Source organism: Acinetobacter sp. YH12218, from assembly GCF_013417925.1.
Classification (GTDB): Bacteria; Pseudomonadota; Gammaproteobacteria; order Pseudomonadales; family Moraxellaceae; genus Acinetobacter; species Acinetobacter amyesii.
On the sequence record NZ_VPDB01000012.1, the window covers coordinates 39,478 to 63,489 of the forward strand.

The 24,012-nt window shown below is 40.2% G+C and carries 20 protein-coding genes; 14 read left to right on the forward strand and 6 right to left on the reverse strand.

The window, feature by feature from the left end:
• Positions 1 to 55: 55 nt before the first annotated feature.
• The 6 genes from FTV03_RS05470 (at position 56) to FTV03_RS05495 (ending at position 4,561) form a co-directional block, all read left to right on the forward strand.
• Positions 56 to 835, forward strand: coding sequence for a HesA/MoeB/ThiF family protein (locus tag FTV03_RS05470; RefSeq protein ID WP_180040378.1), 780 nt, complete (start codon positions 56 to 58; stop codon positions 833 to 835).
• 58 nt (positions 836 to 893) lie between these two features.
• Positions 894 to 2,192 (forward strand): AarF/ABC1/UbiB kinase family protein, encoded by a 1,299-nt coding sequence (locus tag FTV03_RS05475; RefSeq protein ID WP_180040380.1) that lies wholly within the window; start codon positions 894 to 896, stop codon positions 2,190 to 2,192.
• Between the two features lie 83 nt (positions 2,193 to 2,275).
• Positions 2,276 to 2,656 (forward strand): dihydroneopterin aldolase, encoded by a 381-nt coding sequence (gene folB, locus FTV03_RS05480; protein ID WP_180004951.1) that lies wholly within the window; start codon positions 2,276 to 2,278, stop codon positions 2,654 to 2,656.
• Complete coding sequence (locus tag FTV03_RS05485; RefSeq protein ID WP_180040382.1) at positions 2,613 to 3,062, forward strand: 2-amino-4-hydroxy-6-hydroxymethyldihydropteridine diphosphokinase; 450 nt, start codon at positions 2,613 to 2,615, stop codon at positions 3,060 to 3,062. Before folB ends, FTV03_RS05485 begins: the two co-directional genes overlap by 44 nt.
• Positions 3,063 to 3,224: 162 nt before the next feature.
• Complete coding sequence (locus FTV03_RS05490; protein WP_257220684.1) at positions 3,225 to 3,803, forward strand: DedA family protein; 579 nt, start codon at positions 3,225 to 3,227, stop codon at positions 3,801 to 3,803.
• Between the two features lie 77 nt (positions 3,804 to 3,880).
• A complete protein-coding gene (locus FTV03_RS05495; protein WP_180010355.1) occupies positions 3,881 to 4,561 on the forward strand; it encodes a hypothetical protein in 681 nt (226 codons plus the stop codon).
• Between the two features lie 69 nt (positions 4,562 to 4,630).
• Here FTV03_RS05495 and coq7 read toward each other — a convergent pair whose 3' ends face one another.
• Together coq7 and FTV03_RS05505 are read right to left on the reverse strand one after the other, a co-directional pair.
• Complete coding sequence (coq7, locus tag FTV03_RS05500; protein ID WP_168377720.1) at positions 4,631 to 5,266, reverse strand: 2-polyprenyl-3-methyl-6-methoxy-1,4-benzoquinone monooxygenase; 636 nt, start codon at positions 5,264 to 5,266, stop codon at positions 4,631 to 4,633.
• A gap of 3 nt (positions 5,267 to 5,269) precedes the next feature.
• Positions 5,270 to 6,589: an MFS transporter gene (locus tag FTV03_RS05505; RefSeq protein WP_180040384.1), complete on the reverse strand. Its 1,320-nt coding sequence runs from the start codon at positions 6,587 to 6,589 to the stop codon at positions 5,270 to 5,272.
• 177 nt (positions 6,590 to 6,766) lie between these two features.
• Here FTV03_RS05505 and FTV03_RS05510 point away from each other — a divergent pair, with 177 nt between their 5' ends.
• Positions 6,767 to 9,508 (forward strand): autotransporter assembly complex family protein, encoded by a 2,742-nt coding sequence (locus FTV03_RS05510; protein ID WP_180040386.1) that lies wholly within the window; start codon positions 6,767 to 6,769, stop codon positions 9,506 to 9,508.
• 21 nt (positions 9,509 to 9,529) lie between these two features.
• A complete protein-coding gene (locus tag FTV03_RS05515; RefSeq protein WP_180040388.1) occupies positions 9,530 to 14,050 on the forward strand; it encodes a translocation/assembly module TamB domain-containing protein in 4,521 nt (1,506 codons plus the stop codon).
• A gap of 71 nt (positions 14,051 to 14,121) precedes the next feature.
• Here the strand turns inward: FTV03_RS05515 and xseB are convergent, their stop codons facing one another.
• The 4 genes from xseB to FTV03_RS05535 form a co-directional block, all read right to left on the reverse strand.
• Positions 14,122 to 14,316: an exodeoxyribonuclease VII small subunit gene (gene xseB / locus FTV03_RS05520; protein WP_180004957.1), complete on the reverse strand. Its 195-nt coding sequence runs from the start codon at positions 14,314 to 14,316 to the stop codon at positions 14,122 to 14,124.
• Positions 14,306 to 15,586 carry an exodeoxyribonuclease VII large subunit gene (gene xseA, locus FTV03_RS05525; protein WP_180040390.1) on the reverse strand — a complete coding sequence of 427 codons (1,281 nt, stop codon included), beginning with the start codon at positions 15,584 to 15,586 and terminating at the stop codon, positions 14,306 to 14,308. Before xseA ends, xseB begins: the two co-directional genes overlap by 11 nt.
• A gap of 136 nt (positions 15,587 to 15,722) precedes the next feature.
• Positions 15,723 to 17,018, reverse strand: a complete 1,296-nt coding sequence (locus tag FTV03_RS05530; protein ID WP_180040392.1) for a Y-family DNA polymerase — start codon at positions 17,016 to 17,018, stop codon at positions 15,723 to 15,725.
• A gap of 15 nt (positions 17,019 to 17,033) precedes the next feature.
• On the reverse strand, positions 17,034 to 17,681 hold the full coding sequence (locus tag FTV03_RS05535; RefSeq protein WP_078193940.1) for a LexA family transcriptional regulator: 648 nt from the start codon (positions 17,679 to 17,681) through the stop codon (positions 17,034 to 17,036).
• Positions 17,682 to 17,976: 295 nt separating this feature from the next.
• Here FTV03_RS05535 and FTV03_RS05540 point away from each other — a divergent pair, with 295 nt between their 5' ends.
• The 6 genes from FTV03_RS05540 to FTV03_RS05565 all read left to right on the forward strand — a co-directional run bounded on the left by FTV03_RS05540 (position 17,977) and on the right by FTV03_RS05565 (position 23,820).
• A complete protein-coding gene (locus FTV03_RS05540; protein WP_180040394.1) occupies positions 17,977 to 18,414 on the forward strand; it encodes an I78 family peptidase inhibitor in 438 nt (145 codons plus the stop codon).
• Positions 18,415 to 18,526: 112 nt separating this feature from the next.
• Positions 18,527 to 18,886 carry a hypothetical protein gene (locus FTV03_RS05545; RefSeq protein WP_078193938.1) on the forward strand — a complete coding sequence of 120 codons (360 nt, stop codon included), beginning with the start codon at positions 18,527 to 18,529 and terminating at the stop codon, positions 18,884 to 18,886.
• 296 nt (positions 18,887 to 19,182) lie between these two features.
• Positions 19,183 to 19,452 carry a hypothetical protein gene (locus FTV03_RS05550; protein WP_078193937.1) on the forward strand — a complete coding sequence of 90 codons (270 nt, stop codon included), beginning with the start codon at positions 19,183 to 19,185 and terminating at the stop codon, positions 19,450 to 19,452.
• A 296-nt stretch (positions 19,453 to 19,748) separates the two neighbouring features.
• Positions 19,749 to 22,388: a bifunctional aconitate hydratase 2/2-methylisocitrate dehydratase gene (locus tag FTV03_RS05555; RefSeq protein WP_180040396.1), complete on the forward strand. Its 2,640-nt coding sequence runs from the start codon at positions 19,749 to 19,751 to the stop codon at positions 22,386 to 22,388.
• A 99-nt stretch (positions 22,389 to 22,487) separates the two neighbouring features.
• A complete protein-coding gene (locus tag FTV03_RS05560; protein WP_180040398.1) occupies positions 22,488 to 23,498 on the forward strand; it encodes a hypothetical protein in 1,011 nt (336 codons plus the stop codon).
• Positions 23,499 to 23,604: 106 nt separating this feature from the next.
• A complete protein-coding gene (locus FTV03_RS05565; protein ID WP_180040400.1) occupies positions 23,605 to 23,820 on the forward strand; it encodes a hypothetical protein in 216 nt (71 codons plus the stop codon).
• Positions 23,821 to 24,012: the final 192 nt, after the last annotated feature.

Below are 24,012 nucleotides of genomic sequence, written 5' to 3' on the forward strand. Positions count from 1 at the left end.
TTGGATTGCTCGTTATAATGGCCTCGGTTTTATGTTTTAAATGAGATAGCAGAACATGGATGCACAGCTCGATCTAGATTCAGACATGGAATTAAGTGATGATGAAATGCATCTATACAGCCGTCAAATATTGCTTGATGGTTGGGACATCGATGCGCAAGAGAAGCTAAAACTTGCCAATGTACTCATCGTAGGGTGTGGTGGAATTGGTTGTACTACAGCCGAATTATTGGCACGTGCAGGCGTTGGCCAAATCACTTTGATCGATGCAGATCGCATTGAAATCAGTAATTTGCAACGACAAATCGCGTATATCGAACACGATGTAGGTTTTTATAAAGCTGAAATTTTGGCTAAACGTTTACAAACGATTAACCCGTATATCCGTGTGCAAAGCTATACCTCAAAATTAGATGAAAGCAATGCAAAGGCATTGATTTCACAGCAAGATTTGGTTCTCGATGGTTGTGATAACTTCAGCACACGTTATTTGGTCAATGCGAGCTGTGTAGAAAATAATGTGGCGCTGATTAGTGCTTCAGCAATTGGCTTTCAAGGGCAGTTATTTATGGTTGAAGCCGATGCTGCCTGTTATGAATGTCTATTTCCAAAAGAACACCATGCCAGTGAAAGTTTACGCTGTGCAGACTCGGGTGTACTTGCAACTACACCAAATGTTATGGCAAGTTTGCAAGCACATCATGCCTTGCTCTATTTGGGTTTAGGGACGACAGCACTGAAACAAAAACTTTTGTTGTGGGATGGTCTGTCAATGAAACAAAAAATTCTCGCTTTTGAAATAGATCCCGATTGTCCAATCTGTCAGGCAAGATAAAGCAGCAAGCCCTTATTTTTTTGCTACACTCACGTTAATTATTTTTTTCTAAGACATTATGAAAAACAATATCTGGTTAGATGGAATTCGCTCGGTTGCCCGCATGGGTGAGACCGCTGTCGTTGCGGCAAAAGCCGGCTTTAAATATGCAACTGAAAAACCAAGTAACGCAAAATTAATGCGTGAAACTTTTGAATCACTAGGTTCAACCTATATTAAATTGGGTCAATTTATTGCCAGTACACCTTCTTTATTTCCGCGTGAATATGTCGAAGAGTTCCAAGGCTGTTTAGATCAGACACCGTCATTGCCGTTTAGTTATGTGCAGCAGGTATTGGCTTCAGAATTTGCTGGTCGTAATTTAGATGAAATATTTGCTTCAATTGATGAAAAGCCTTTGGCTTCTGCATCGATTGCACAGGTGCATGCCGCTAAATTGGTCACTGGTGAAAATGTTGTTATTAAGGTGCAAAAACCGGGTGTCGAGACGATTCTCTATACAGATTTAAACGTCTTACATTGGGCTACTAAACTGGTCGAAAAAGCTGTACCCAAAGTCAAATTTGCTTCACTTGCAGATATCGTTGAAGAAATTAAAGTTCGCATGGTACGTGAGGTGGACTTTATTGAAGAAGCTCAAAATCTTGACGACTTTGTGAATTATCTGAACGTAACTCAAAACAAAGCCGCAACAGCACCAAAGGTTTATCACCAATATTCAACACGTCGTGTCTTAACCATGGAACGTTTATACGGCGTGCCATTGACCGATTTTGACGTGGTCAAGAAAGTCGCTAAAGATCCATCGCAAGTTTTGGTGACAGCGATGAATACATGGTTTGGCAGCTTGATGTTATGTAACAGTTTCCATGCAGACTTACATGCAGGCAACCTGATGCTGCTAGAAGATGGTCGAGTAGGCTTCATCGATTTTGGTATCGTGGGCCAGTTGAAACCTGAAGTGTGGACAGCATGTATTGCGTTTATGGATGCCCTACAAAAAACTGACTACAACTTGATGGCTGAAAACATGCTGAAAATGGGCATGACGGCTGTCAAAATTGACACACAAGTCTTAGCTGCCGATTTAGAGCGTTTATTTAGCGGTGTGCTTTTGGCTGATCCACAGGAATTATTAACCTCAAATCCTGCCGATTTGAATGACATCATGATGGATATGGTACAAGTCGGAGAGCGTCATGGTATTCGCTTCCCACGTGACTTCGCTTTATTATTCAAACAAATGTTGTACTTCGATCGCTTTATGCGCATCCTTGCGCCATATACCGATATTTATGCAGATCAGCGTATTCAGATGGTGCAGACTATGGATCCTAATTTATTGTTGAAGCAATAATTTAGCCGCAAGATATAAATAAAATCCTCTTGCTTAAACAGGAGGATTTTATCGATGTTTAAGATTTTATTTTGAGTGTAAGAATGGACGCAATTATCATTGAAGGTTTGAAAGTTGAAACTGTAGTCGGCTGTTTCAATTGGGAGCGTCAGATTATTCAGCCTTTGATGCTCGACCTCAATATTCAAACCAGTTTAGCGCAGGCGGCTCAGTCAGATGAGCTTGAAGATACCTTGAATTATGCTGAAATTTGCGAAATATCAGCCAAAGTCATTCAAACTGCTCAACCTAAATTGATCGAACATGCAGCAAAACTGGTGATTGATGCACTTTTTGCTACCTATGACAGCATTGAATCTATTATGATTAGCATCCGGAAGCCTGCCATTATCGCGCAAGCCAATTCTGTAGGAATTCGTCTTGAACGCCACCGAAACGATTTTCGCCCTAGCTCTGGCGAGTAATTTCAATCCCAAACCGCATTTTCAACAGGCTTTACGTCAAATTCAGGCTTTGGGTCATGTTGAATTTTCCAAAATTTATGTGATTCCTTGTCGTGATGGCATTGGGGCGGATTATTGGAATGCAGCTTGTTTGGTGAAAAGCAGTTTATCTGTAGATGAAATCAGCACCTTACTGAAAAAAATGGAAGCAGACTCAGGTCGTGTTCGTCCGTCTCATAATATCGCTTTGGATCTAGATCTGATCGCGTGGGGCGAAGGCTTAGCGCACATGCAATTTAATCCGAAAAAACTGCCATTAGCACTCGATGTTAAAATTCCAATGTTCGACATTTGGAAAAATGAGATGTTTGAACATCCAGCACATCAATTTCCTATGGTGAGTTGTCAAAAAGTTTTAGTGGATTGAGCGAATGAAACGCAATGTTTTCAATGCACATGAGTGGTATTTCAAACTGACCTAACTATGCTAGATAAACAATAACAAAAATATTCAAATCCTGTCATGGTATGCGCTAGCGTATAGGCTGTCGCAGGATTACATTATCTTTTTTAGCTTCAAAATAATGATATGAACTGGACGGATCTGATTCAGCATTATGGCTATATTGCGATTTTTATTGGCACATTGTTTGAGGGAGAAACAGTGCTGATGATTGGCGCCTATGCCGTCCATCAACACATACTTCATTTTCCAATGTTGATTGCAGTGGCGATGTTGGGCAGTTTTATTGGCGATCAGTTTTATTATCAAATGGGCGCTCGCTATGGGCAAAAACTTATCCAGTCGAATGCAGAATTTGCACAAAAATTCGATCGTGCGAGCCAGTTTATTGAACGTTATCCTATTTTGACCATTTTATTTATGCGCTTTGCTTGGGGTTTTAGAACTATTTTACCTATTGCAGTCGGTGTGCGTGCTTATCCTGTTTGGAAATATGTGCTGATTAATCTAGTTGCCTGTTTTATTTGGGCGATGTTAGTCGCAACGATTGGCTTCCAAATCAGTCATTATTTACATCTATTTTGGGCGAAAATGCTGCCTTATCATCAAGATATTTACATCGTTATTGCCGTTATTTTATGTATCGTATTCTTCCGTGTGCTCTATACGGTGTTGAAGTGGTGGCGTAAGCATCATCAACATTGATAAAGTGCAAGTGTTTGATCTGATAAAGTCGTCAAAACATAATTAAAAGATTTAAAGGGATATTTAGTGAGAGCAATATGGGCTTAGGTTATGGTGCGGGTGCGGGAGGTTTCCTTATTATTTGCTTTGCGATTTTGGTGCTATTTATTGTCATTGCGATTTGGTTGAGTTGGAATAATTGGTATAAAAAGCAAAAAAATCGACCATATAAAGTAAATGCGGCACTTAAAATTGGCTTATCTGGCGTATTGTTTTTCCCTTTATTTGTTGCAGTAACGCTTGGATTGTTCGTGATTTCAGATCTTATTTCTGACTATGCAGAGTTGCAGCATCAAAAGAAAATTCATATACAGTTGCAGGAACCTTTAAACTTTGGAGAGGTTGTACTGCCTGAAGGCACGTGGATTAACCGATCATTTGAAACCGATTATACTCTGGAACAGATGACTGATATTCGTCAAGGTTTGACATCGGCTCGTTTTCCACAGCCGATTCAAATAGCTGGATTTGATGTTATTGCATTTGAGCTGCATCGCCATTTATTGCTTGAGTTGGCACATGATCAAACCGTTATGATGAATAACCAAAAGGAAATTTGTCCGGCAGGATGGCTGCTTGAGTTAGGTGGAGCAGGTTATCCGTCCACTGCACAACGTTATAGTTTGAATTTTGATTGGTTTACACCAAGTCGATGGCAGCCTATAAACTGTTTTGATGGCGAAGGAATTATTGTATTAAAGTCAAAAGATTTCTCATAAAAAAGCCTGCATCATTGCAGGCTTTTTTTTCACTATTTATAAAACTTAGCGACAATCATTAGAAAATCATTAAATGTAATAACTGGTTTTGGTCATCAGCTTTGAAATACCAGTCATGGCAATACGAACTGGAACAGGAAGGTCTACACCACCTGCATTGAGTGCTGTATCACGGTGATGCAGCTCATCTTCATTCATTTGCACTAAGATTTTACGTGAACGTTCGTCTTGTTCAGGAAGTTGGCGGATGTGATCTTCTAAATGCAGGCTCACTTGACGCTCAGTTTCAGCGACAAAACCTAGGCTGTATTGATCACCGGCAATACCTGCCAATGCACCCATCCCAAAAGAAAGGCCGTACCAAACAGGGTTGAGCAGACTGGTATGGCTGTCTAATTCTTTTAAGCGGTCTTCACACCAAGCCAAATGATCTTGTTCTTCAATCGCAGCTTGTTCCATTTCACGGCGTACATTTGGAAGTTTCGCGGTGAGGGCTTGGCCATGATAAAGCGCTTGAGCACAAACTTCACCACTATGGTTGACCCGCATTAGGCCTGCCACATGGCGTGCTTCGCTGACTGCAAGTTGAGTCTTTTCAGCGACAGACGGATTTTCACGATGTGCAGCCGTTGCTCCGGGAACTAAACTACGTAAGGCCTGATCAAATGAGTGAATAAGTTTGTCGACACCTGTAAATTGACGCATGGATTAATCCTCCAGAGAGACTTGCGTAGTTTGAAGCAAAGGTTTGATGCGTAATAGCAGCCAAATACAAAAAATTGCACTGAGCACTGCAGTTATACAAAAAAGTATTTTAATATCAATCTGTAATATGCTCAAAATAATAATACAGAATAAAGCAGAAGATACCATAAATACCGCATTTAAGATGTTATTAGCGGCAACTACTCGTGCACGATGTGAGCGAGGTGAATAAGCTTGCATCATCGCATAGAGCGGAACGATATAAAAACCACCACTGATTCCCAATAGCGTCACTGCAATCATGACATGGTAATAACTCCAACCTTGACTGAAAACTTCAGAAAGGGTGATTAATGGACCTGTATGTTCGGGTACAAAACTTAAGCTTGCAGCCAAATAAAGTGCAAAAACAGTTAAACCCACAGCACCAATCGGCACCATTTTAATATTGACCTGACTTCCACCAAGTCTGCGACATAGCAATGAGCCGACGCCAACACCCACAGAAAAGAAAGTGAGTAACAGACTCACAACATTTTCTGAAGCATGCAGGTATTGCTGGGTCATTTGAGGAATTTGAGTTAGATAAGCCGCACCATAAAACCAATACCATGAATTACCGAGTAAAATTGTGAAGACTAAAGGCAAGCTTTTAGCGTATTTGATGGTTTGATAACTTGTTCGAAAAAAATTCCAGTCGATCTTTAAATCTGGGGCAGTCACATTTTGCTTAAGGATAAAACGACTTGAGATATAACCCAAAATAGCAATGCTTAAGACTGTCAGGCTGATCCAAGTGAGATTGCCATTTGAAGATGCAATGACAGTTCCACCTAAAATCATACCGATCAAAATTGCCATGGATGTACCAGATTGGAATAAGGCATTTCCAGACATGAGTTCATTTGGCTTTAAAATTTCAGGCAAAATGGCATATTTGATTGGACCAAAGAAGGTGGAATGGATTCCCATCATAAAGAGTGCCAATAACAATAACCAAATATGTCCTGTAATGAAGCCCAAACTCCCAATCATCATGATGATAATTTCTAAAATTTTGATACCACGGATAAGTTGTGAACGTTCAAACCGATCTGCGATCTGTCCCGCTGTCGCTGAAAATATAAAGTAGGGTAAAATAAAAAGTAGTTGAGCTAGATTTGTAAGCGTACTTACTTGAAATGCTTGCTGTTGAATTAGTCCATAAGTGATAACGAGTAGTAAAGCCTGTTTATAGACATTGTCATTGAGCGCCCCAAAAAATTGGGTCAAAAACATAGGCAGGAAACGGCGTGTACCTAGCAGATGTTCGTTGTTATTCATAAGCGTCTTGCTACATTAAGTTTTATTAAGAAATGTGAGTGATTGGTAAAATCTCTAAAAAAATCATGTAATATGTTTTTGAGTTTGGGGATGGCGAAAAACCAATAGATATAAGATCTTTAGCTCTACATCTGATTGACTAAGTCCATTACATAATGAAATTTGTTAGAGTTTGCTATGCCTGCAAAAATCAAGTTTAAAAAAACAATGCTTCATCACAGTATGGCTCACTGCATACGACAGCATCATAGCAATAAAAGTCTATATATGAGCATCTTTTTGACCTTGTGTGCTCAGCATAGTTTCGCCCAAACTCCCGCAGAAACGGTTCCAACATCTACCGATACAAAAGCAGAGATTGTTGCTGAAATCAAGGATGAGGCTGTAAAGCAAGGGCTATCGACGCCTGAAGCAATTGAAAAAATTGAAAATATAAATGAACCAGAAGAATCTGTTGATAGCATGAAAATGCTGCAAGAACAGCAGCAAGCAGGAACTCAACTACAAGAATTTAAACCCATTGAGTTTGAAGATTTAGAAAACTTACCCGTGACACCTGTTGATCAAAACATGGCGAATGAAATCTTCCAAGTTGCTGAAGAAGCCAAACGTCAAGCGCAGGAGTACCGTGCAACACAGCAAACAGAAGTTGCTGTTGCAGATATTACCCAAAAAGAGTTAACGGAAATTAACCAAGCGCCAGTCAATATTGATCAGCTCATGGGTGAAATTCGTTCGGATAATGAAATTACCGCGACACGAAATGAAAATGCCAATACTCTGCAAGAGCTGCATAACCCAACAGTTGAGGATGATGCAGAGCCGGGTATTTTCAAGCGCTTATTATATAAAGTACGTCCGCCACGTCAGATGAACACGGCAAAAGTGCCACGAATTAGTGCGGATGTTGAAATTACATCAGCACATAATACCAGTCAAACGTCGAGTAAAGCCTACGGTGCGGCACTGGAAGATCTCAAAGCCAATATTAAAGGCAAGCTTTCAAGTTTTACTCAAGAATCCTTTAGTGATTTTCCATCAGCTTTGCCTCAATTACGTAGCTTGTCCAATCAAGCCGCGCAAGCCGTGGGTTTCTATCAATCTGAATTCAAATTTGAAAAAGTGTCTGACAGCAAAGTTCGTGTATTGGTTACACCAAATACGCCTGTGCAAATTGAAAAACAGAATGTTGAATTTTCTGGGGCTGGGGCGAACCAAGCTCAGTTTCAGGTGATTGGTGTATTACCAGATCAGGAAGAAGGTGACATTCTTAATCATGGTAAATACGAAACCACGAAAGGCCGAATTAATGATGCAGCGACCAATAACGGTTATTTCGACTCGTACTGGCGTTTGCACGATGTAAGAGTGGCGCAACCACAAAATACAGCCGATATCAATTTGCGCTTTGAAACGGGCGAGCGTTATAAGCTGGGCGAAGTCGAATTTAGAATGAGTGATCCGAATGCAGAGTTTCCATTGGATCGCGATATTTTAGAAAGCTTGGTGACGTGGAAAGACGGTGCTGACTATACTTTCTGGCGTGTGAATGGTTTGGCCAATAACCTGACCAACTCGCGCTATTTTAACTACACCTTGGTTGATGCGATTCGACCAGACCCGATTGAAAAGCCGCTTGAACTGCCACCAGATATTCAGACCTTGGTTGATCAAAATCAGTTGTCTGAAAGTTCACAAGTGGTGAAAGATAAAACTGAAGTGATGTCGAATAAAGAAGTCACGCAAAAAGTGGTTGATGAAGACCAATTTGCGGGGGTGAATGATGCAGAGCAATCCTCTAAATTACGCAGTTTGCAAGATACGCAAGATGCCAAACAAGCAGAACAAGATCGCTTAAAAGCGCAAGCACGCGAAGATAAAAAAGTCCCTGTGATCGTGACACTGAATGCAGACAAGCTGAATAGTGCAGAAATTGGTGCAGGTTTTGGTACTGATACAGGCACACGTGTTCGTGGCCAGTATCGCCGTGCCATCGTGAATAAACGCGGTCATTCTTTTGACGCCAACATGGAAGTATCCAAAATCCGTCAATCGATTGATGGACGCTATAACATTCCATATAACCACCCATTAAATGACTATGTCAGCTTAGTCGGTGGTTATGAACGTGAAGAACGTGATGATGTCGGTCAAGGTGTTAATCTTTCCATTGAATCTGCTGTAGCGGGTGTGGACCGGATTATTAAAAACCCCCGTGGTAGTTGGCAGCATACCTTTGGTTTACGTTATCGTTTGGACCGTATTACTGATGACGGACTTAATCCTAGTGATGACATTCCAGATGCATTCTTGGTGAATACCAACAATGAACAACAGTCCTTGATGTTTGGCTATGAAATTTCTCGAACCGACTCTGATAAACGTGTGAATCCGAGTAAAGGGATCAAGCAAACCTATAAAGTTGAAGTCGGAAGTGAAAGCTTACTTTCAGATGCTGATATGGCGATCTTGAATGCGGGCTGGCGCTTTATTTATTCGTTGGGTGAAAATGATAATCACCAAGTCGTTGGGCGCAGTGATTTAGGTTATATTCTGACAGAGAACTTTGATAAAGTTCCTTATAACTTACGCTACTTTACCGGTGGTGACCAAACCATTCGCGGCTTTGACTATAAGAGTTTAGCGGCCGAAGAAAATGGCTATAAAATTGGTGGTCAAGTCTTGGCAACGGGTTCATTAGAATATAACTACCAATTTAAAGAAGGCTGGCGTGCTGCGGTCTTTAGTGACTTTGGTAATGCGTACGATAAAGACTTTAATACACCGACTGCATATAGCGCAGGTGTGGGGATTCGTTGGGCTTCTCCAATTGGCCCAATTCGTTTAGATGTCGCTACTGGACTTTCTGACGACAGCAAACCAATTCGTTTACATTTCTTTATTGGTTCACAATTATAATTTTTAGGTGATGTGTTTTTTATGACTGAACAAGAACAGCAAGAACCAGAAAACGAAACGCCGGTAGAGCAACTGCCGAAGAAGCGTCGTATTCTTCGAAGTGTCATTTTGACCTTCGTGTTCGTGCTTATCTTTTTGGTGGCTGCATTAGCAGTTATGTTCTCTACAGACAAAGGCAGTAAGTTTTTACTTGACCGTGTTCTGGAACGTCAGCAAATCATTCACTATGAATATGAAGGTGGTAACCTGTGGCGGGGCATTATTTTACGAAATGTCCTCGTTACGCTAAAACCTGTCGATGTAAAAATTGACCGTGCCGATATTACACTCGGTTGGCGCGCCATTATTAATAAAGAAATTCATTTAAATAAAGCAGATGTTAAAAATCTGCAAATTATTACCAAGACCCCACCTAGCGATAAACCTTTTGCATTTAGTGAAATCCGTCTGCCGTTCGTACTTCGTGTCGATCATGCAGATCTAGATCATATGCTGATTAAAACCCATAGTTCAGGTGTGGATTTTTATGACATTGAATTAAATGAAGCGCTTTGGTCAGGGACGGAATTAAAATTCGAAGATACCCGTATGGATATGGGCTATTTATCTGTGCGTCAAGCTTCGGGAAATATGAAATTTGAAGGCAAATATCCGCTAAATGCTGTGGGCATTGTCAATTTACCTTCACTACGTGAAAGTCTGAATATTCATGATATTCAAGTGGTGGCTAAAGGATCGTTGGATACGATACAAGCCGGTGTAGCAACCCATACCCCAGATCTTCTAACTGGTTGGGCTGTGGTCCATCCGATGCGTCCACATGTCCCGATGTTTGGTGCACTCAAATTTAAAAACTATCATTTACCTTTACTGACGGAGCAAAAGCTTTTTGCTAAAAATGGTCTGGCAAAATTCAAAGGGGATATTCAGCGTCTTAATTTAGATTTAGACACGGACCTGAGCGGTGCCAATATCCCTGAAGGTAAATATACTGCGCTCATGAGTACGGACTTGGTCAACCAACTTGATATTACTAACCTAAATGGTCAAGTGATGGGCGGCGCTGTCAATTTGGGTGGCGTGGTGAGTTGGAAAGATCAGGTCACTTGGGATGTAAGCGGTCGTTTAGATAAAATTAATCCAAAACATAAGCTGATCCCGCAAGTGGTTCAAGATTTTCTACCTGTAAATTTAAACAGTAAGATTGCGTCTAAAGGGACCCTTGAAAAAGGTATGCACCTGACGGCGTTGGTGGATTTTGACCAATATGAAACTTGGAATTTAAAACTTGATCAAGCGCCTGCTAAAAATAATAAAGCTCAGCCGATGCTGATGGATGTGTCTTGGAAAAATATAGACCGTGCAGTGCCATATGTTGGATGGTTGAGTAGTGATTCGGGCAATGTGCAATTGGCACTTACAGAAGGTCAGCAAAACATTAATGTGGCGACCACCGTGTCAAGACATGAAAAAGGTGCTCTGCCTGCTGGACAATATCAAGCCAAACTGAATCTGAAAAATAACAATCTCAATGTCCCTGCCTTTAGTTATGTGGCCGACAAAGGTCAGCTCAAAGGTAATGCAGTTGTAGAATTGCCTGATCAAAAACGTATGCTGAAATGGCAAGCCAATGTACAAGCACAGCAGTTCAATCCGCAAACCATCGTAGCTGCTGCGCCTGTCGATCAAATTACAGGGTCATTAAAAGCCAATGGTTATGCAAAACCAAATCAACAGATTATTCAGCTGAATAATATTGATTTGTTAGGCCGACTAGCACAGCAAAATGAAACGGTTCATTTAACAGGTAAATCTACTGCTGCGCTGACTTTCCATGATGAGAAACAAGGTGGAGGCTTTAAAGCTTTTGCTGTGAATTATGATGGTGGCCTCAATGCAAGCCAAGTTGCCGCAAGTAAAGGCAGTTTGATTTTCAAAGTATCTGGCACACCTGAATTAATTAAAATAGCCGAGCTGCGTCATGATGGCGTGGCAGGTAAAATTTCTGCCAATGGACAAGTTTTACTACAAAAAGCCATTGGTTGGGATATTAATGCATCACTGGTGCATTTTAAGCCGCATTACTTTGCCTCAAATGTACGGGGTGAATTATCTGGAAATTTAAAAACCAGTGGTGTGTGGTCAGATACGCTAAAACGTATTCAAATTGAACGTCTGAATTTGGCAGGTATGATCAATAACAAACCTGTCCGTGGTCAAGGTAACTTGGCGATGGTGATTAATTCAAATCAATCCGGCTTTATGCCAAAACAGTTTGAAGCGAATAATTTACTGTTGGCTTATGCCAATAACCAAATTCAAGCCACAGGTAATGCACAAAATTTACAATTGAAAATTAATGCACCGGCATTATATGAAATTTATGCAGGCCTACGTGGACGTGCTTATGGCTACTTAAATGTTCAAGCACAACCACGACTGCAAGCATCTGCCAATATCGCAATAGATGATTTTGCTTTTAATAATTTATTCAGTGTGAAAAAAATACGGGTGCAAGGCGAGTTGCCAACTTCTGCGACTTCACCAAGTTTATTAACGGCAACGATGGATAATTTACGTAGTAACAACCGTGAGATTGTGAAAGGTCAAATTTCACTGGCCGGTACACGTAATGCGCATTTATTAAAAGTCAGTGCTGAAAATAAATTATCAAAATTTTATGTGCAGTTAGCTGGTGGTTTTAACGCACAAAATAATTGGCTTGGTCAGATTCAAAAAGGCGATTTTGACTCCTTACGTACCCGTCTTGTGCAGCGTCAAAATGCATCGATTATTTACAACACTGCACAGTCTGACTTATTTGTTGGCGCACATTGTTGGATGAGCCAGCAAAGTGAATTATGTTTTGATCAGCCGATTCGTGTGAATAAAAACCGCGGCAATGTATCCTTTGTGACAAAGAACCTAGACTTAAATGATTTTGCAGCATTTATGCCTGAAGGCCTGGCGATTACGGGTAAAGTGAATGGTTATGCAAAAGCGTCTTGGGCGAAAGGTGCAAAACCTAAAATTGATGCACGTTTAGTGACTCGTGACGGTTTACTTGGTTTAGCAGCTGAAGATCCACAGTATTTAGCATCCACTTTAAAATATGACGAAGTAGGTTTGATTGCGAAAAGTGTCGCTGAAGGGTTACAGATTCGACTCGATACCAAAGCTCCTGATATTGGTACAGGTTATGCCAATATTATTATTGATCCGTATAAAGCCAATAAACCGATCCGTGGTGAAGTAGCCTTTAACCAAGTTCAATTGAAAATCTTAAAACCATTTATACAAGATGTCCGTTCAATGGGCGGTACGTTGTCTTATGCGGCAAAAATTAGCGGAACATTGTCACAGCCTTTAATGGATGGTGAGATTCGAGTGAAAAATGGCTCGATTAGCATGATTTCATTGCCTGTGAACTTGACCAATATTCAGTTGTATTCTGCTGTACGTCAAAACCATGCGACGATTGATGGTGCATTTAACAGTGGGCGTGGTGTGGGCAAATTAACCGGAAATATTGACTGGAAAAATGATCCACGTATCCAGTTGAATTTAACGGGTAATGAAATGTTAGTCCGTCAAGCGCCATTGATCACCGCTGTTGTAACGCCTGATTTATCTTTAGATGTGCTGCCTTTCAGTAAGAAATTAACCTTAAAAGGTAAAATTGATGTGCCGCGTGCATTGATTTCGATGCCGGAATCTTCTGCAACAGTGGTTGGGGTATCTTCAGATGTACGTGTGGTACATGAAGGTGATAACCAACTTGAGATCTTAAAATCGGCACGTCCTTGGGATATTCGCGCTGACGTACAGGTAAATATTGGTAATCAAGTGATTTTCCAAGGTTTTGATAGCCGAATTCCGTTGATTGGTCGTTTGAATTTGACACAACGTGGTTTAGAAACAGCAATGCGTGCCAATGGTGCAATCGGTGTTTCTCAGCGTGTGAAAATCGAAGCTTATGGTCAAAGTCTTGACTTGAACCGTGCGATTGCCCGTTTCAATGGACCATTGGCGAACCCAACTTTAGATATTGATGCCAATAAAGCCGTACAAGGCAGTACCGTTGGTGTTCGTGTGACGGGTACAGCATCAAGTCCTGCAATTCAGGTGTATAACGATGCAGGTCTGTCTGAACAAGAAGCCTTAAATGCCTTAATTACAGGTCGTATCAATGAAGGAAGTTCAGGTTTAAGTCAGGCGGAAGGTTTCCGTTCTGATGTGAACAATACGATTGCTGCAGCCGGTATTAGTATGGGCTTGGGTGGTACACGTGCATTGACCAATCAAATTGGTCGTACATTTGGTTTGAGTGGTTTGGCATTGGATGCTCAAGGAACAGGGGATGATACTCAGGTTTCTGTGACGGGTTATATCACACCTGACTTATTCATTCGTTATGGCGTCGGAGTATTTACACCAGTGAATAAACTGACCTTACGTTATCAAATGAATCAACGTTTGTACTTGGAAGCGAGTCAGTCTTTAGAACGAGCAATCGACTTGTTCTATAATTGGCGCTTCTAAGAGAAGTCAAAATTTGAGTATAAAAAACGCAGCTTAGGCTGCGTTTTTTATACAAATGATGAGCTGAGAAATCAATCTTTAAACGTATCATTCAGTGCCTGTTGTACCGCTTCAACACGAGACTTACAGGCTTTATAGGCTTGCATCGACTCTTCAACGATTTTCATAAGATTATCAATGTCGGGTTCTTGCTGAGATTCGAGTAATTCAGCATTACGTTTTAAAACTTCATAGCCTTCTTTAAAACTTAGTGTATCAGTCGTCATGATTTTTTACCTGTATATGTTGAATGTCAGCCGTGATGACACCGTCTTGCATTTCAATTTCAATCGGTGAATGCGTTGAAGGCTGAAGATTTTTCGTTGCACGAATGGCGTGACCTTGCTGCCGGACGATGGCATAACCTTTGGAGAGCACATGTGCAGGGTTTTGCAGCAAAGTCTCACGCATGAGTATTTCAATATTCTGTGCAGCTGTTTTAAGTTGTAACTGAGCAAAATAAGCAGTGTTATCTTGGTATTGCTGTAAGAGCCGAGTTGAGTCATTGATTTGACTTTGAGCCAAGGTCTTTATGACCTGTAGCAACTGATCATTTTGACTTTGATACAGAGCAATTTGATGTTGAGAGCGCAGTTGAATGCTTTGTAAGGCCTCTAAAACTTCTTGTGTTCGCTCAACAATATGATTACGAATCCCCCCAATCACTTTACTCGGGGTGTCGAAAGAGCGATGTGCAACTTCATCTAAGATCGTGCGGTCTTTTTCATGGCCGATACCGACCCAAATTGGCACGCTACGCTTAGATAAAAGTGCAGCCAAATCATAATCATTCAGATAAGCAAGATCGTTAACAGCACCGCCACCACGAATAATCACGATCAAATCTGGCGCAGTTTGAAAGTCATTGGCCCATTGTCTTAAACCCAGTGCTAAAGCATCTCGGATACTTTGTGCTGCGGTATTCCCTTGAAAGGTTGCAGCATGATAGACAAATTCACACACGCCAGCATGTTGTAACGCATCTGCATCTTTTTTAAAGTCACCCAAGCCTGCTGCATTTTCAGGTGCGATAACCAAGACATGCTGAATATCAAATGGCGCAGGCAAGTTTCGATTTTTATGAATCAGACCTTCGCTGGTGAGTTTCTCTAAAATTTGTTGATAACGTCGAGCCAGATCACCCAAAGTAAAACTCGAATCAATTTCTTCGATATTGACCGAAAAACCATACTGCGGGTCAAATTTGGCACGCACTTTAACCAAGACATTTAAGTCACGACTGAGCTCAATGCCGCTTTCACGTTCAAATTTTCCGACAACTTTATTTGCAGTAAATTTCCAAATTGTGGCCTTACAACTGGCAATGACTCTATCACTTTCTTGTTCTTTTTCAGCCAATTCTAAATAGTAATGTCCACCTTTGATGTTTAAATTTCGAATCTCGGCTTTGACCCACACGGCATCATCAAAAGCCAATTGAATGACTTCTTTGACCGCAGATAGATATTCGCTCAGCGTTAATTGAACATCAGACATAATTTAAAATAGGAGAATATAAAAATGAATATTCATTTAAATACTAAATAAATATTCAGCAATTGCAAATGATCATTTCGGTTAAAACAATAGAAGGACTAAGCGGCGCTACAACATAGCGTTTCAATCAAACGTTTTATTTCACACGGAGCAGTTCGTTCCAATTACTCAGGTAAGCGGGGGAACACAGATTTTTTTTCATCCGCCATGTTGCAGCATCGTCCTGCGCTAAGCCGATCGAGACAAAATGATGCCCAAATTTTTTTTGAATATCGTCGATGGTGTCGGACAGTTTCAAACGGCTTTGTCTTAACGCCATATCGCAAAACAAATCTGGGGTAAAGTTTTGTTTTGGAATGATTTCTAATAACACCACACCGGCTTTTTTATATTTAAATCCTGCTTTAAAGATTTTTTCGACGGCACGCGTTGCTGCTTGGGTGATACTAATTAAGTCATCGGTATGCTCATTCAGTGTAATGGCCAGATAAGGTGCGTATTTTTCAGCAGAATTAAAGCGACTCGTTTGAATAAAAACTCCCACCATACGACATAGAGAATGATCTGCTCTTAAACGTGTGACGGCTCGCGCGATATATACACGAATAGAGGCCTTAATATCTTCCAGTTCGTAGACAGGCTGACCATAGGAACGACTACTGATAATTTGCTGTTTGCTCGGCGCTTCTTCTTCAATAGACAGACAAGATAGACCTTGCAGTTCCAAGACGGTTTTTTCCATCACCACACTAAATTTTTTTCGAATATCTTTAGGCTGTGCATTGATTAGATCTAAAACATAATGAATGCCAAGCTGATTCAGGGCTTTTGTATGATTCCGACCGACGCCCCAAACTTCATTGACTGGTGTCTGCGCAAGGAGTTGTTCTGAGGAACAAGGGTCCATTTCAACTAAATTGCACACACCGTTCAAATAAGCATTTTTTTTGGCAAAATGGTTGGCCATTTTGGCTTCCGTTTTAGAGCGACCAATCCCGACACAGCAGGTTAAACCTAGCCATTTTAGGATCGTATCTCGTATTTCTTTAGCATATAGGCTCAAATCAAACAGTTCTTGATAGGCAGTGAAATCTAAAAAACATTCATCGATCGAGTAAACTTCACGGTCTTCGGGGCCGACATACAGGCCTAAAATATTCATAAATCGATTAGACATTTCGGTGTAGAGAGCATAGTTACTCGACAACACCTGAACATGATGCTGTTGGATTAAATCCTGAATTTGATAGACTGGCACAGCCATTTTAATCCCGAGGTCTTTGGCTTCCTGACTTCGAGATACAACACAGCCATCGTTATTGGACAGCACGACGACAGGGACATTATTGAGCTTTGGGTTAAAGACACGCTCACAACTGACGTAGCAGTTGTTAAGGTCAACTAACGCAAATATTTTATTTGCAGCTTTCATGGTGAATTCTTGTGTTTAGGTGTGTGATGAGCGCTTATAAAATTGCTTTAAATTAAAAGTCACGACACCCTGAACAACGATAGATTCGCTATCTGAAGGGATAATATGCGCATAGGCTGGATTTTCTGCTTTTAGCCAAATTTTGGGTAAGACTTTATTGGGGTCACCAAAAATGTCGGCAATTTCTTCTTTTGACATTTTTGCGGTGATCATCAATCGCTTTAAGGTGATTTCACGATTATCAATCAGTGCAACCACGATATCGCCATGTTTGGCTTCTAAGCTACGATCGACTAAAAAAGTATCATTAATTTCAAAGCCGGCATTGAGTAAAGACTCGCTATCGACATGCGCAATAAATGTAGCGAGCGGGTTAATTACCAAATAATCATTTAGGTCTAAGACTTTTTCAAAAACATCTTTATTGGCGAAAGCTGGGCCAGCAGGAATACGTTCCAAGGCAACGGGAAGTTCAATACGGGTATTTTTCTGAACAGGCTGAACATTGAGCGAAGAATCCAAAAATGGATCCATAGATAGTTCTTGAGATTGCCTTTCAAGCAGGGCATTGATGGTGGGACTGGGTTTGCCATCTGCGCCCATGAGCTGTTGCAAAGACGACCAAGCTTCGTCCGAAAAATAAATCGGCAGTTTTTTTGACATATTTTGCTCCTACGCAACGTGGCGTGTTTGAAGAAAAGTACTTTTTTAGCATACGCGTTGAGCAGGTCATTTTTCAAATTTATAAAACCTTTAAAATCAAAGCTGCGACAAGTTTAGTCGTTTTAAATATTGCAAAAATCATCATCAGTTCAAAGAAAATGACGTTCTGTATTTTGAACATAGGGCACATTGCTGCCTAATTACAGAACGTGGAATGACAGCTAAAAACTGCAATAAACAACTCGTTTATTTACCACAAACTTGATAAGTTAAATTTTTATATTCAGAAATAGACATGATGAAAAATATATGGATTTTAGTTGCACTGACAGCACTTATGGCGGGTTGTAGTACAACACAACAAACTGAAACGACACCAGAAAAAATTGGTATGGCAAATCCAGCCAGCCAATATTGTGTCGAGCAAAAAGGTAAACTTGAAATTCGTGATGAAGCAAATGGTCAGGTCGGGTATTGCCATCTGCCAAACGGACAAGTGGTTGAAGAGTGGGTATTATTCCGTAGTAGCCAAACTGAATGTGTAGCTGATAAGGCTAAGACGCTGATTGGTCAAGCAAAATTGACTGAAGATCAGATCAAGGTGATTAGCCAAGCTCAAATTGTCCGTTTAGTAAAACCTGGGCAGCCAATAACAATGGATTATCGTGTAGAGCGCGTCACCGTCACCGTAAATCCAATCAATCAAAAGATTATTCAAGCAACTTGCGGTTAATTCAAACGCATAAAAAAGGCCCGAAAGGGCTTTTTTTGTTTGTTCGGCTACGACTAATTTAAATGACAAATCCATTACGATCTTTTATATTGCCCCTCGTAAGGAGAAGTTCATGAAAAAGTTATTTGCTTTATCCGTTATGGTGGCTTTGGTCGGCTGTGCTGAAAAAAAACCATTAACCCCTGAAGAGCAGTGGCAGGGTTACTGCCGCAGTGTAGGTAATGCTGCACGTACGATTATGTTAGATCGTCAAAATGCAATTGAAAAAGACAAAGCAGTTGAGCATGCCAACAAAATTGAGGATGAAACCACCAAAGGATTTATCCTGAACATCATTGATGAAGTTTATGCCTTGCCGCAAGCTGAGATTAATACTGATGTTGAAAAAGCACGTGAAAAAATTCGTGCTGAGTTTACTGAAAAATGTATCGCAACACCGCATACTGAAATGCCAGATTATAAACCGTTCTAAGGAACGGTTTTTTATGCGAGAAAGCGCGTAAAGCAAAACCTAAAGGCTGTATTCATCAGTGAGTAGTTACAACTGGGTAACTATCCGTTGTTTAGCCATATGATTGAGTTCATGCTTATTTTGCGAATGCATATTTATCTTCGGGTTACTTTTGAGTATAAGATGCTTAAAGACTTAAAATAGCCTAAGCATAGCGGAATACAAATTGTGACAACTTGCTAAATCATAAATATAGAAAAGCAAATCTTTTTAATGAATAATGAAATGGAGAATAAAAAACAGTAGAGGAGCAGAATATGGACGTTATAGGTTATATGCATCACTCAGATCTACTCCTAGAAGATGAACAAGGCGTAGCAATTATCGGTGGTGGGAACTACGTGCTCAGCATTGGAGATAAAGTCACATTACGCCAAAAAATAGATGAATTTTCTCAGCGTTATTTGGTCGATATCAGCTTTGCAAGTAATCAACATCAAACCACATGTCAGGACGAATGGTGCCTCAGATTTACAGGCGATCGAGCAGAACTTCAGCAATATATCACTGCAACCACTGTACACTAAGGTGGAATATCCAATACTGATAAAAACAGGCAACATTTAGTTGCCTTTTTTTGATGGTTAATTTTAGTCAAAAGTTAATATGCGCAAGAAAAGCGTGTTCTAAGTATTGATTTTGCTTAATGTATAAACGATATGAGGATCATTTATTTATAAAATAACGGGCATCACGAAGAAACACTTGTAGTGCATTAACTTTTAACTGGAATTTTAGTAAAATTTAGCAGTCCATATTATTTGCGTAGCTTTATTTAAAGCAGGAATGCGTAAATAATTTTTTAAAAAAGAGGAATAACACCGTGCTAGAAGCTTACCGCCAACACGTTGAAGAACGTGCCGCACTCGGAGTCCCACCGAAGCCACTTGACGATGCTCAAACAGCTGTATTAGTTGAATTATTAAAAAACCCACCAGCTGGCGAAGAAGCATTTTTAGTTGATTTACTAGAAAACCGTGTTCCAGCGGGTGTTGACCAAGCTGCATACGTTAAAGCTGCTTTCTTAGCTGCTTTGGCAAAAGGTGAAGCGACTTCTCCACTAGTAACTAAAGAACGTGCGGTTTACCTACTAGGTACTATGCTTGGTGGTTATAACGTTGCTCCTTTAGTTGCACTTCTTGATGATGCAGAGCTTGGTGAATTAGCTGCTGACGCACTTAAGAAAACTCTTCTTGTATTTGATGCCTTCCACGACGTTGCTGATAAAGCAAAAGCGGGCAATGCGAATGCACAAGCAGTTATGCAATCTTGGGCAGATGCTGAATGGTTCACTAGCCGTAAAGACGTTCCTGAAGAAATCAAACTTACAGTTTTCAAAGTAACTGGCGAAACGAACACAGACGACTTGTCACCTGCACAAGACGCGTGGAGCCGTCCAGACATTCCGTTACATGCTAACGCAATGCTTAAAAACGTACGTGACGGTATCAATCCAGAAGTTCCTGGCGAAGTTGGTCCACTTAGCCAAATCAAAGAGCTTATCGCGAAAGGCAACCAAGTTGCTTACGTAGGTGACGTTGTTGGTACTGGTTCTTCTCGTAAGTCAGCAACTAACTCTGTACTTTGGTTCTTTGGTGACGAAATTGCTCACATTCCGAACAAAAAAGACGGTGGTTATTGCTTAGGTTCTAAAATCGCTCCGATTTTCTTCAACACTATGGAAGATGCTGGTGCATTGCCAGTAGAAATCGATGTTCAAAACATGAACATGGGCGACGAAATCACGCTTAAAATCGACCACGCTGCTGCTAAAGTAACTGCGTTCAAAGACGGCGTTCAAATCGCTGAATCTGAACTTAAAACTCCAGTTCTTTTAGATGAAGTACGTGCTGGTGGCCGTATCAACCTTATCGTTGGTCGTGGTTTAACAACTAAAGCTCGTGAAGCTCTTGGTCTTGCACCTTCAACTTTATTCCGTACTCCAGTTCAACCTGCAGCTACTGGTAAAGGCTTCACTCAAGCTCAAAAAATGGTTGGTCGCGCTTGTGGTCTTCCTGAAGGTCAAGGTGTACTTCCAGGTACTTACTGTGAACCTAAGATGACTACTGTTGGTTCTCAAGATACAACAGGTCCAATGACTCGTGACGAACTTAAAGATCTTGCTTGCCTAGGCTTCTCTGCTGACCTAGTTATGCAATCTTTCTGTCATACAGCTGCGTATCCAAAACCAGTTGACGTTCAAATGCAGCACACGCTTCCTGATTTCATTATGAACCGTGGTGGTGTTTCTCTACGTCCAGGCGACGGTATTATCCACTCTTGGTTAAACCGTATGCTTCTTCCAGATACAGTTGGTACTGGTGGTGACTCACATACTCGTTTCCCAATTGGTATTTCTTTCCCAGCGGGTTCTGGTCTTGTAGCGTTCGCTGCTGCAACTGGTGTTATGCCACTAGACATGCCTGAGTCTGTTCTTGTTAAGTTCAAAGGTAAAATGCAACCTGGTATCACTCTACGTGACCTAGTACATGCGATTCCTTACGTTGCGATCCAACAAGGTGACTTAACTGTAGAGAAAAAAGGTAAGAAAAACATCTTCTCTGGCCGTATCCTTGAGATCGACCTTACAGAAATGGAAACTGACCTTACTGTTGAGCAAGCGTTCGAACTTTCTGACGCATCTGCTGAACGTTCTGCTGCTGGTTGTTCTATCACACTTTCTGAAGAGAAAGTTGCTGAATACCTTAAATCAAACATTACTATGTTGAAATGGATGATTTCTGAAGGTTATGGCGATGCTCGTACTATGGCGCGCCGTGTAGAAAACATGGAGAAATGGTTAGCGAACCCAAGCCTAATCAAAGCAGATCCAGATGCTGAATACACTAAAGTGTATGAAATTGACCTTTCTACAATTACTGAACCAGTTCTTTGCTGCCCGAACGACCCAGATGACGCTAAATTGCTTTCTGACGTTGCTGGTACAAAAATTGACGAAGTATTCGTTGGTTCATGTATGACTAACATTGGTCACTTCCGTGCGGCTGGTAAACTTCTAGACAAAGTTCCTGGTGGTTCTTTATCTACTCGTCTATGGTTGGCTCCTCCAACTCGTATGGACGAACGTCAATTGATGGAAGAAGGTTTCTATAACATCTATGGTAAAGCTGGCGCTCGTACAGAAATGCCAGGTTGTTCATTATGTATGGGTAACCAAGCACGTGTAGCTCCGAACACTACTTGTGTATCGACTTCTACTCGTAACTTCCCGAACCGTCTAGGTCAAGGTGCGAACGTTTACTTAGCTTCTGCTGAGCTTGCTTCTGTTGCTGCTGTACTTGGTAAATTACCAACTCCAGCTGAGTACCAAGAATACGCAGCTCAAATTGATAGCATGTCTGCCGACATCTACCAATACTTAAGCTTCGACAAAATGGGCGACTATACTGACGCTGCTAAAGACGTTGATACTAAGAAAATTGCTGCTGCTCAATTGTCTTAATTGATTAAGTAGTTAATAAGAAAATCCCACGTCATGTGGGATTTTCTTTATATAAAATTGCAATAGAAATAGCAAAATAATATTTTAGAAATTAGACATATGAAACTAAAAAACATTACACTTATACTATTAACACTTTGTTCATCAAATATTTTTGCTGAGGTATCTTTTACAAAGCTAGCAAATATTAAGTTAGTTGATGAAAATGCATATCGAACAAACTCAGAAGTACAATCTGACATTGAAGATTTGATCCAAGCAAAAAAATTCAAAGAAATCTCAACTAACGCCAATCAACTCTTAAATAGCGAAGAATATAATTTTGATGGTAAATTTAAACACACAAGTTATTTAGATTCTTTTCTTAGAATCGTAAATAAGCATCGTGTAACATCTTCAAATTATTACAAAGAGAATATTGCTCAAGGACAGAAATGGATCAAAGCTGAACCAGAATCACCATTAGGTTATATTTATTATGCAATGTGGGTTAGGCAACAGGCTTGGAGTGTTAGAGGGGGAAGTTATAGTTCACAGGTATCGCAAAATAATATGCAATATTTTGCTGATAAATCAATGCAGAATTTAAATTTTCTAATGGAAAATTATGATGTTGCATCAAAAGATCCTTTTTATTACTACATTCTTTTAATGACGCTACGTGATTTAGGTTTTGAAGAAAATTATCTAAGAGCTTATCAAGATGGAATTGTAAAATATCCAAAACAGAGAGTTATTTATAATACATTTATGGAAAGTTTTGAGAAAAAGTGGTTTGGAGAAAATTATGATGCTATTCAAATGATTATTAATGATATACAGGAAATGAATCCTGCAGAAAAAGATTTTCATTATTATCATATTCTATATACAGTACATAACAATAAGTATGATTTGAAAAAACTAAATGTAAATTGGGCTAGGGTTGAGCAAGGTGCCGTAGATTCTTTAAGTAAACTTACTTCTTTGAGTAAAATAAATGATGTGCAAAAATTGTATTGCTCTTATCCTGGGAATAGAGTGAGGTTGGAACGGTTATTAAAATCCTTTAAACAAGGACAATTAGAAAAAAGCTATATAGAAAATAGTTTGAATAACTGTCAAAAATAGAAATAATCGCCTCTTAATTGGAGGCTTTTATTTATAAATGTTATTTACAGTTCTAAGAATACAACGTTTAATCACAACTAATATTATTTTACAGTAGCATAGATCAGTGCCCAAACAATCCCGATTCCTCTGTATTGGTGGCTTCCTCAACGGAACCCAAGTCAAAGACCAAGGTGAAAGCTTTGTCTGCGTCGAAAATGGCAAACAGGTGACTTACCACAAAAAAGAAATCTTTAACCAAGATGCTTGGGATCAAGATTACTATGTCTGTGAAACCACCAGTGATAAAGAGGCGCATAACTGGGTATTCGATATCAAATAATGTCTCAAAATTCCTGTTTTTCAGTCATAAACGACCAATGCTTAGCACATCACATACGCTGAGCATTTTTATTTATTTCACTTATTAGACTTCAAAAATGTGTAGTAGAAGAAGGGGGGTAAATAGCTTATTTACATTTTTCTAGCTGAAAAAACTCCAATGATTATGTAAAAAGGTAAATAAAATTGAGCA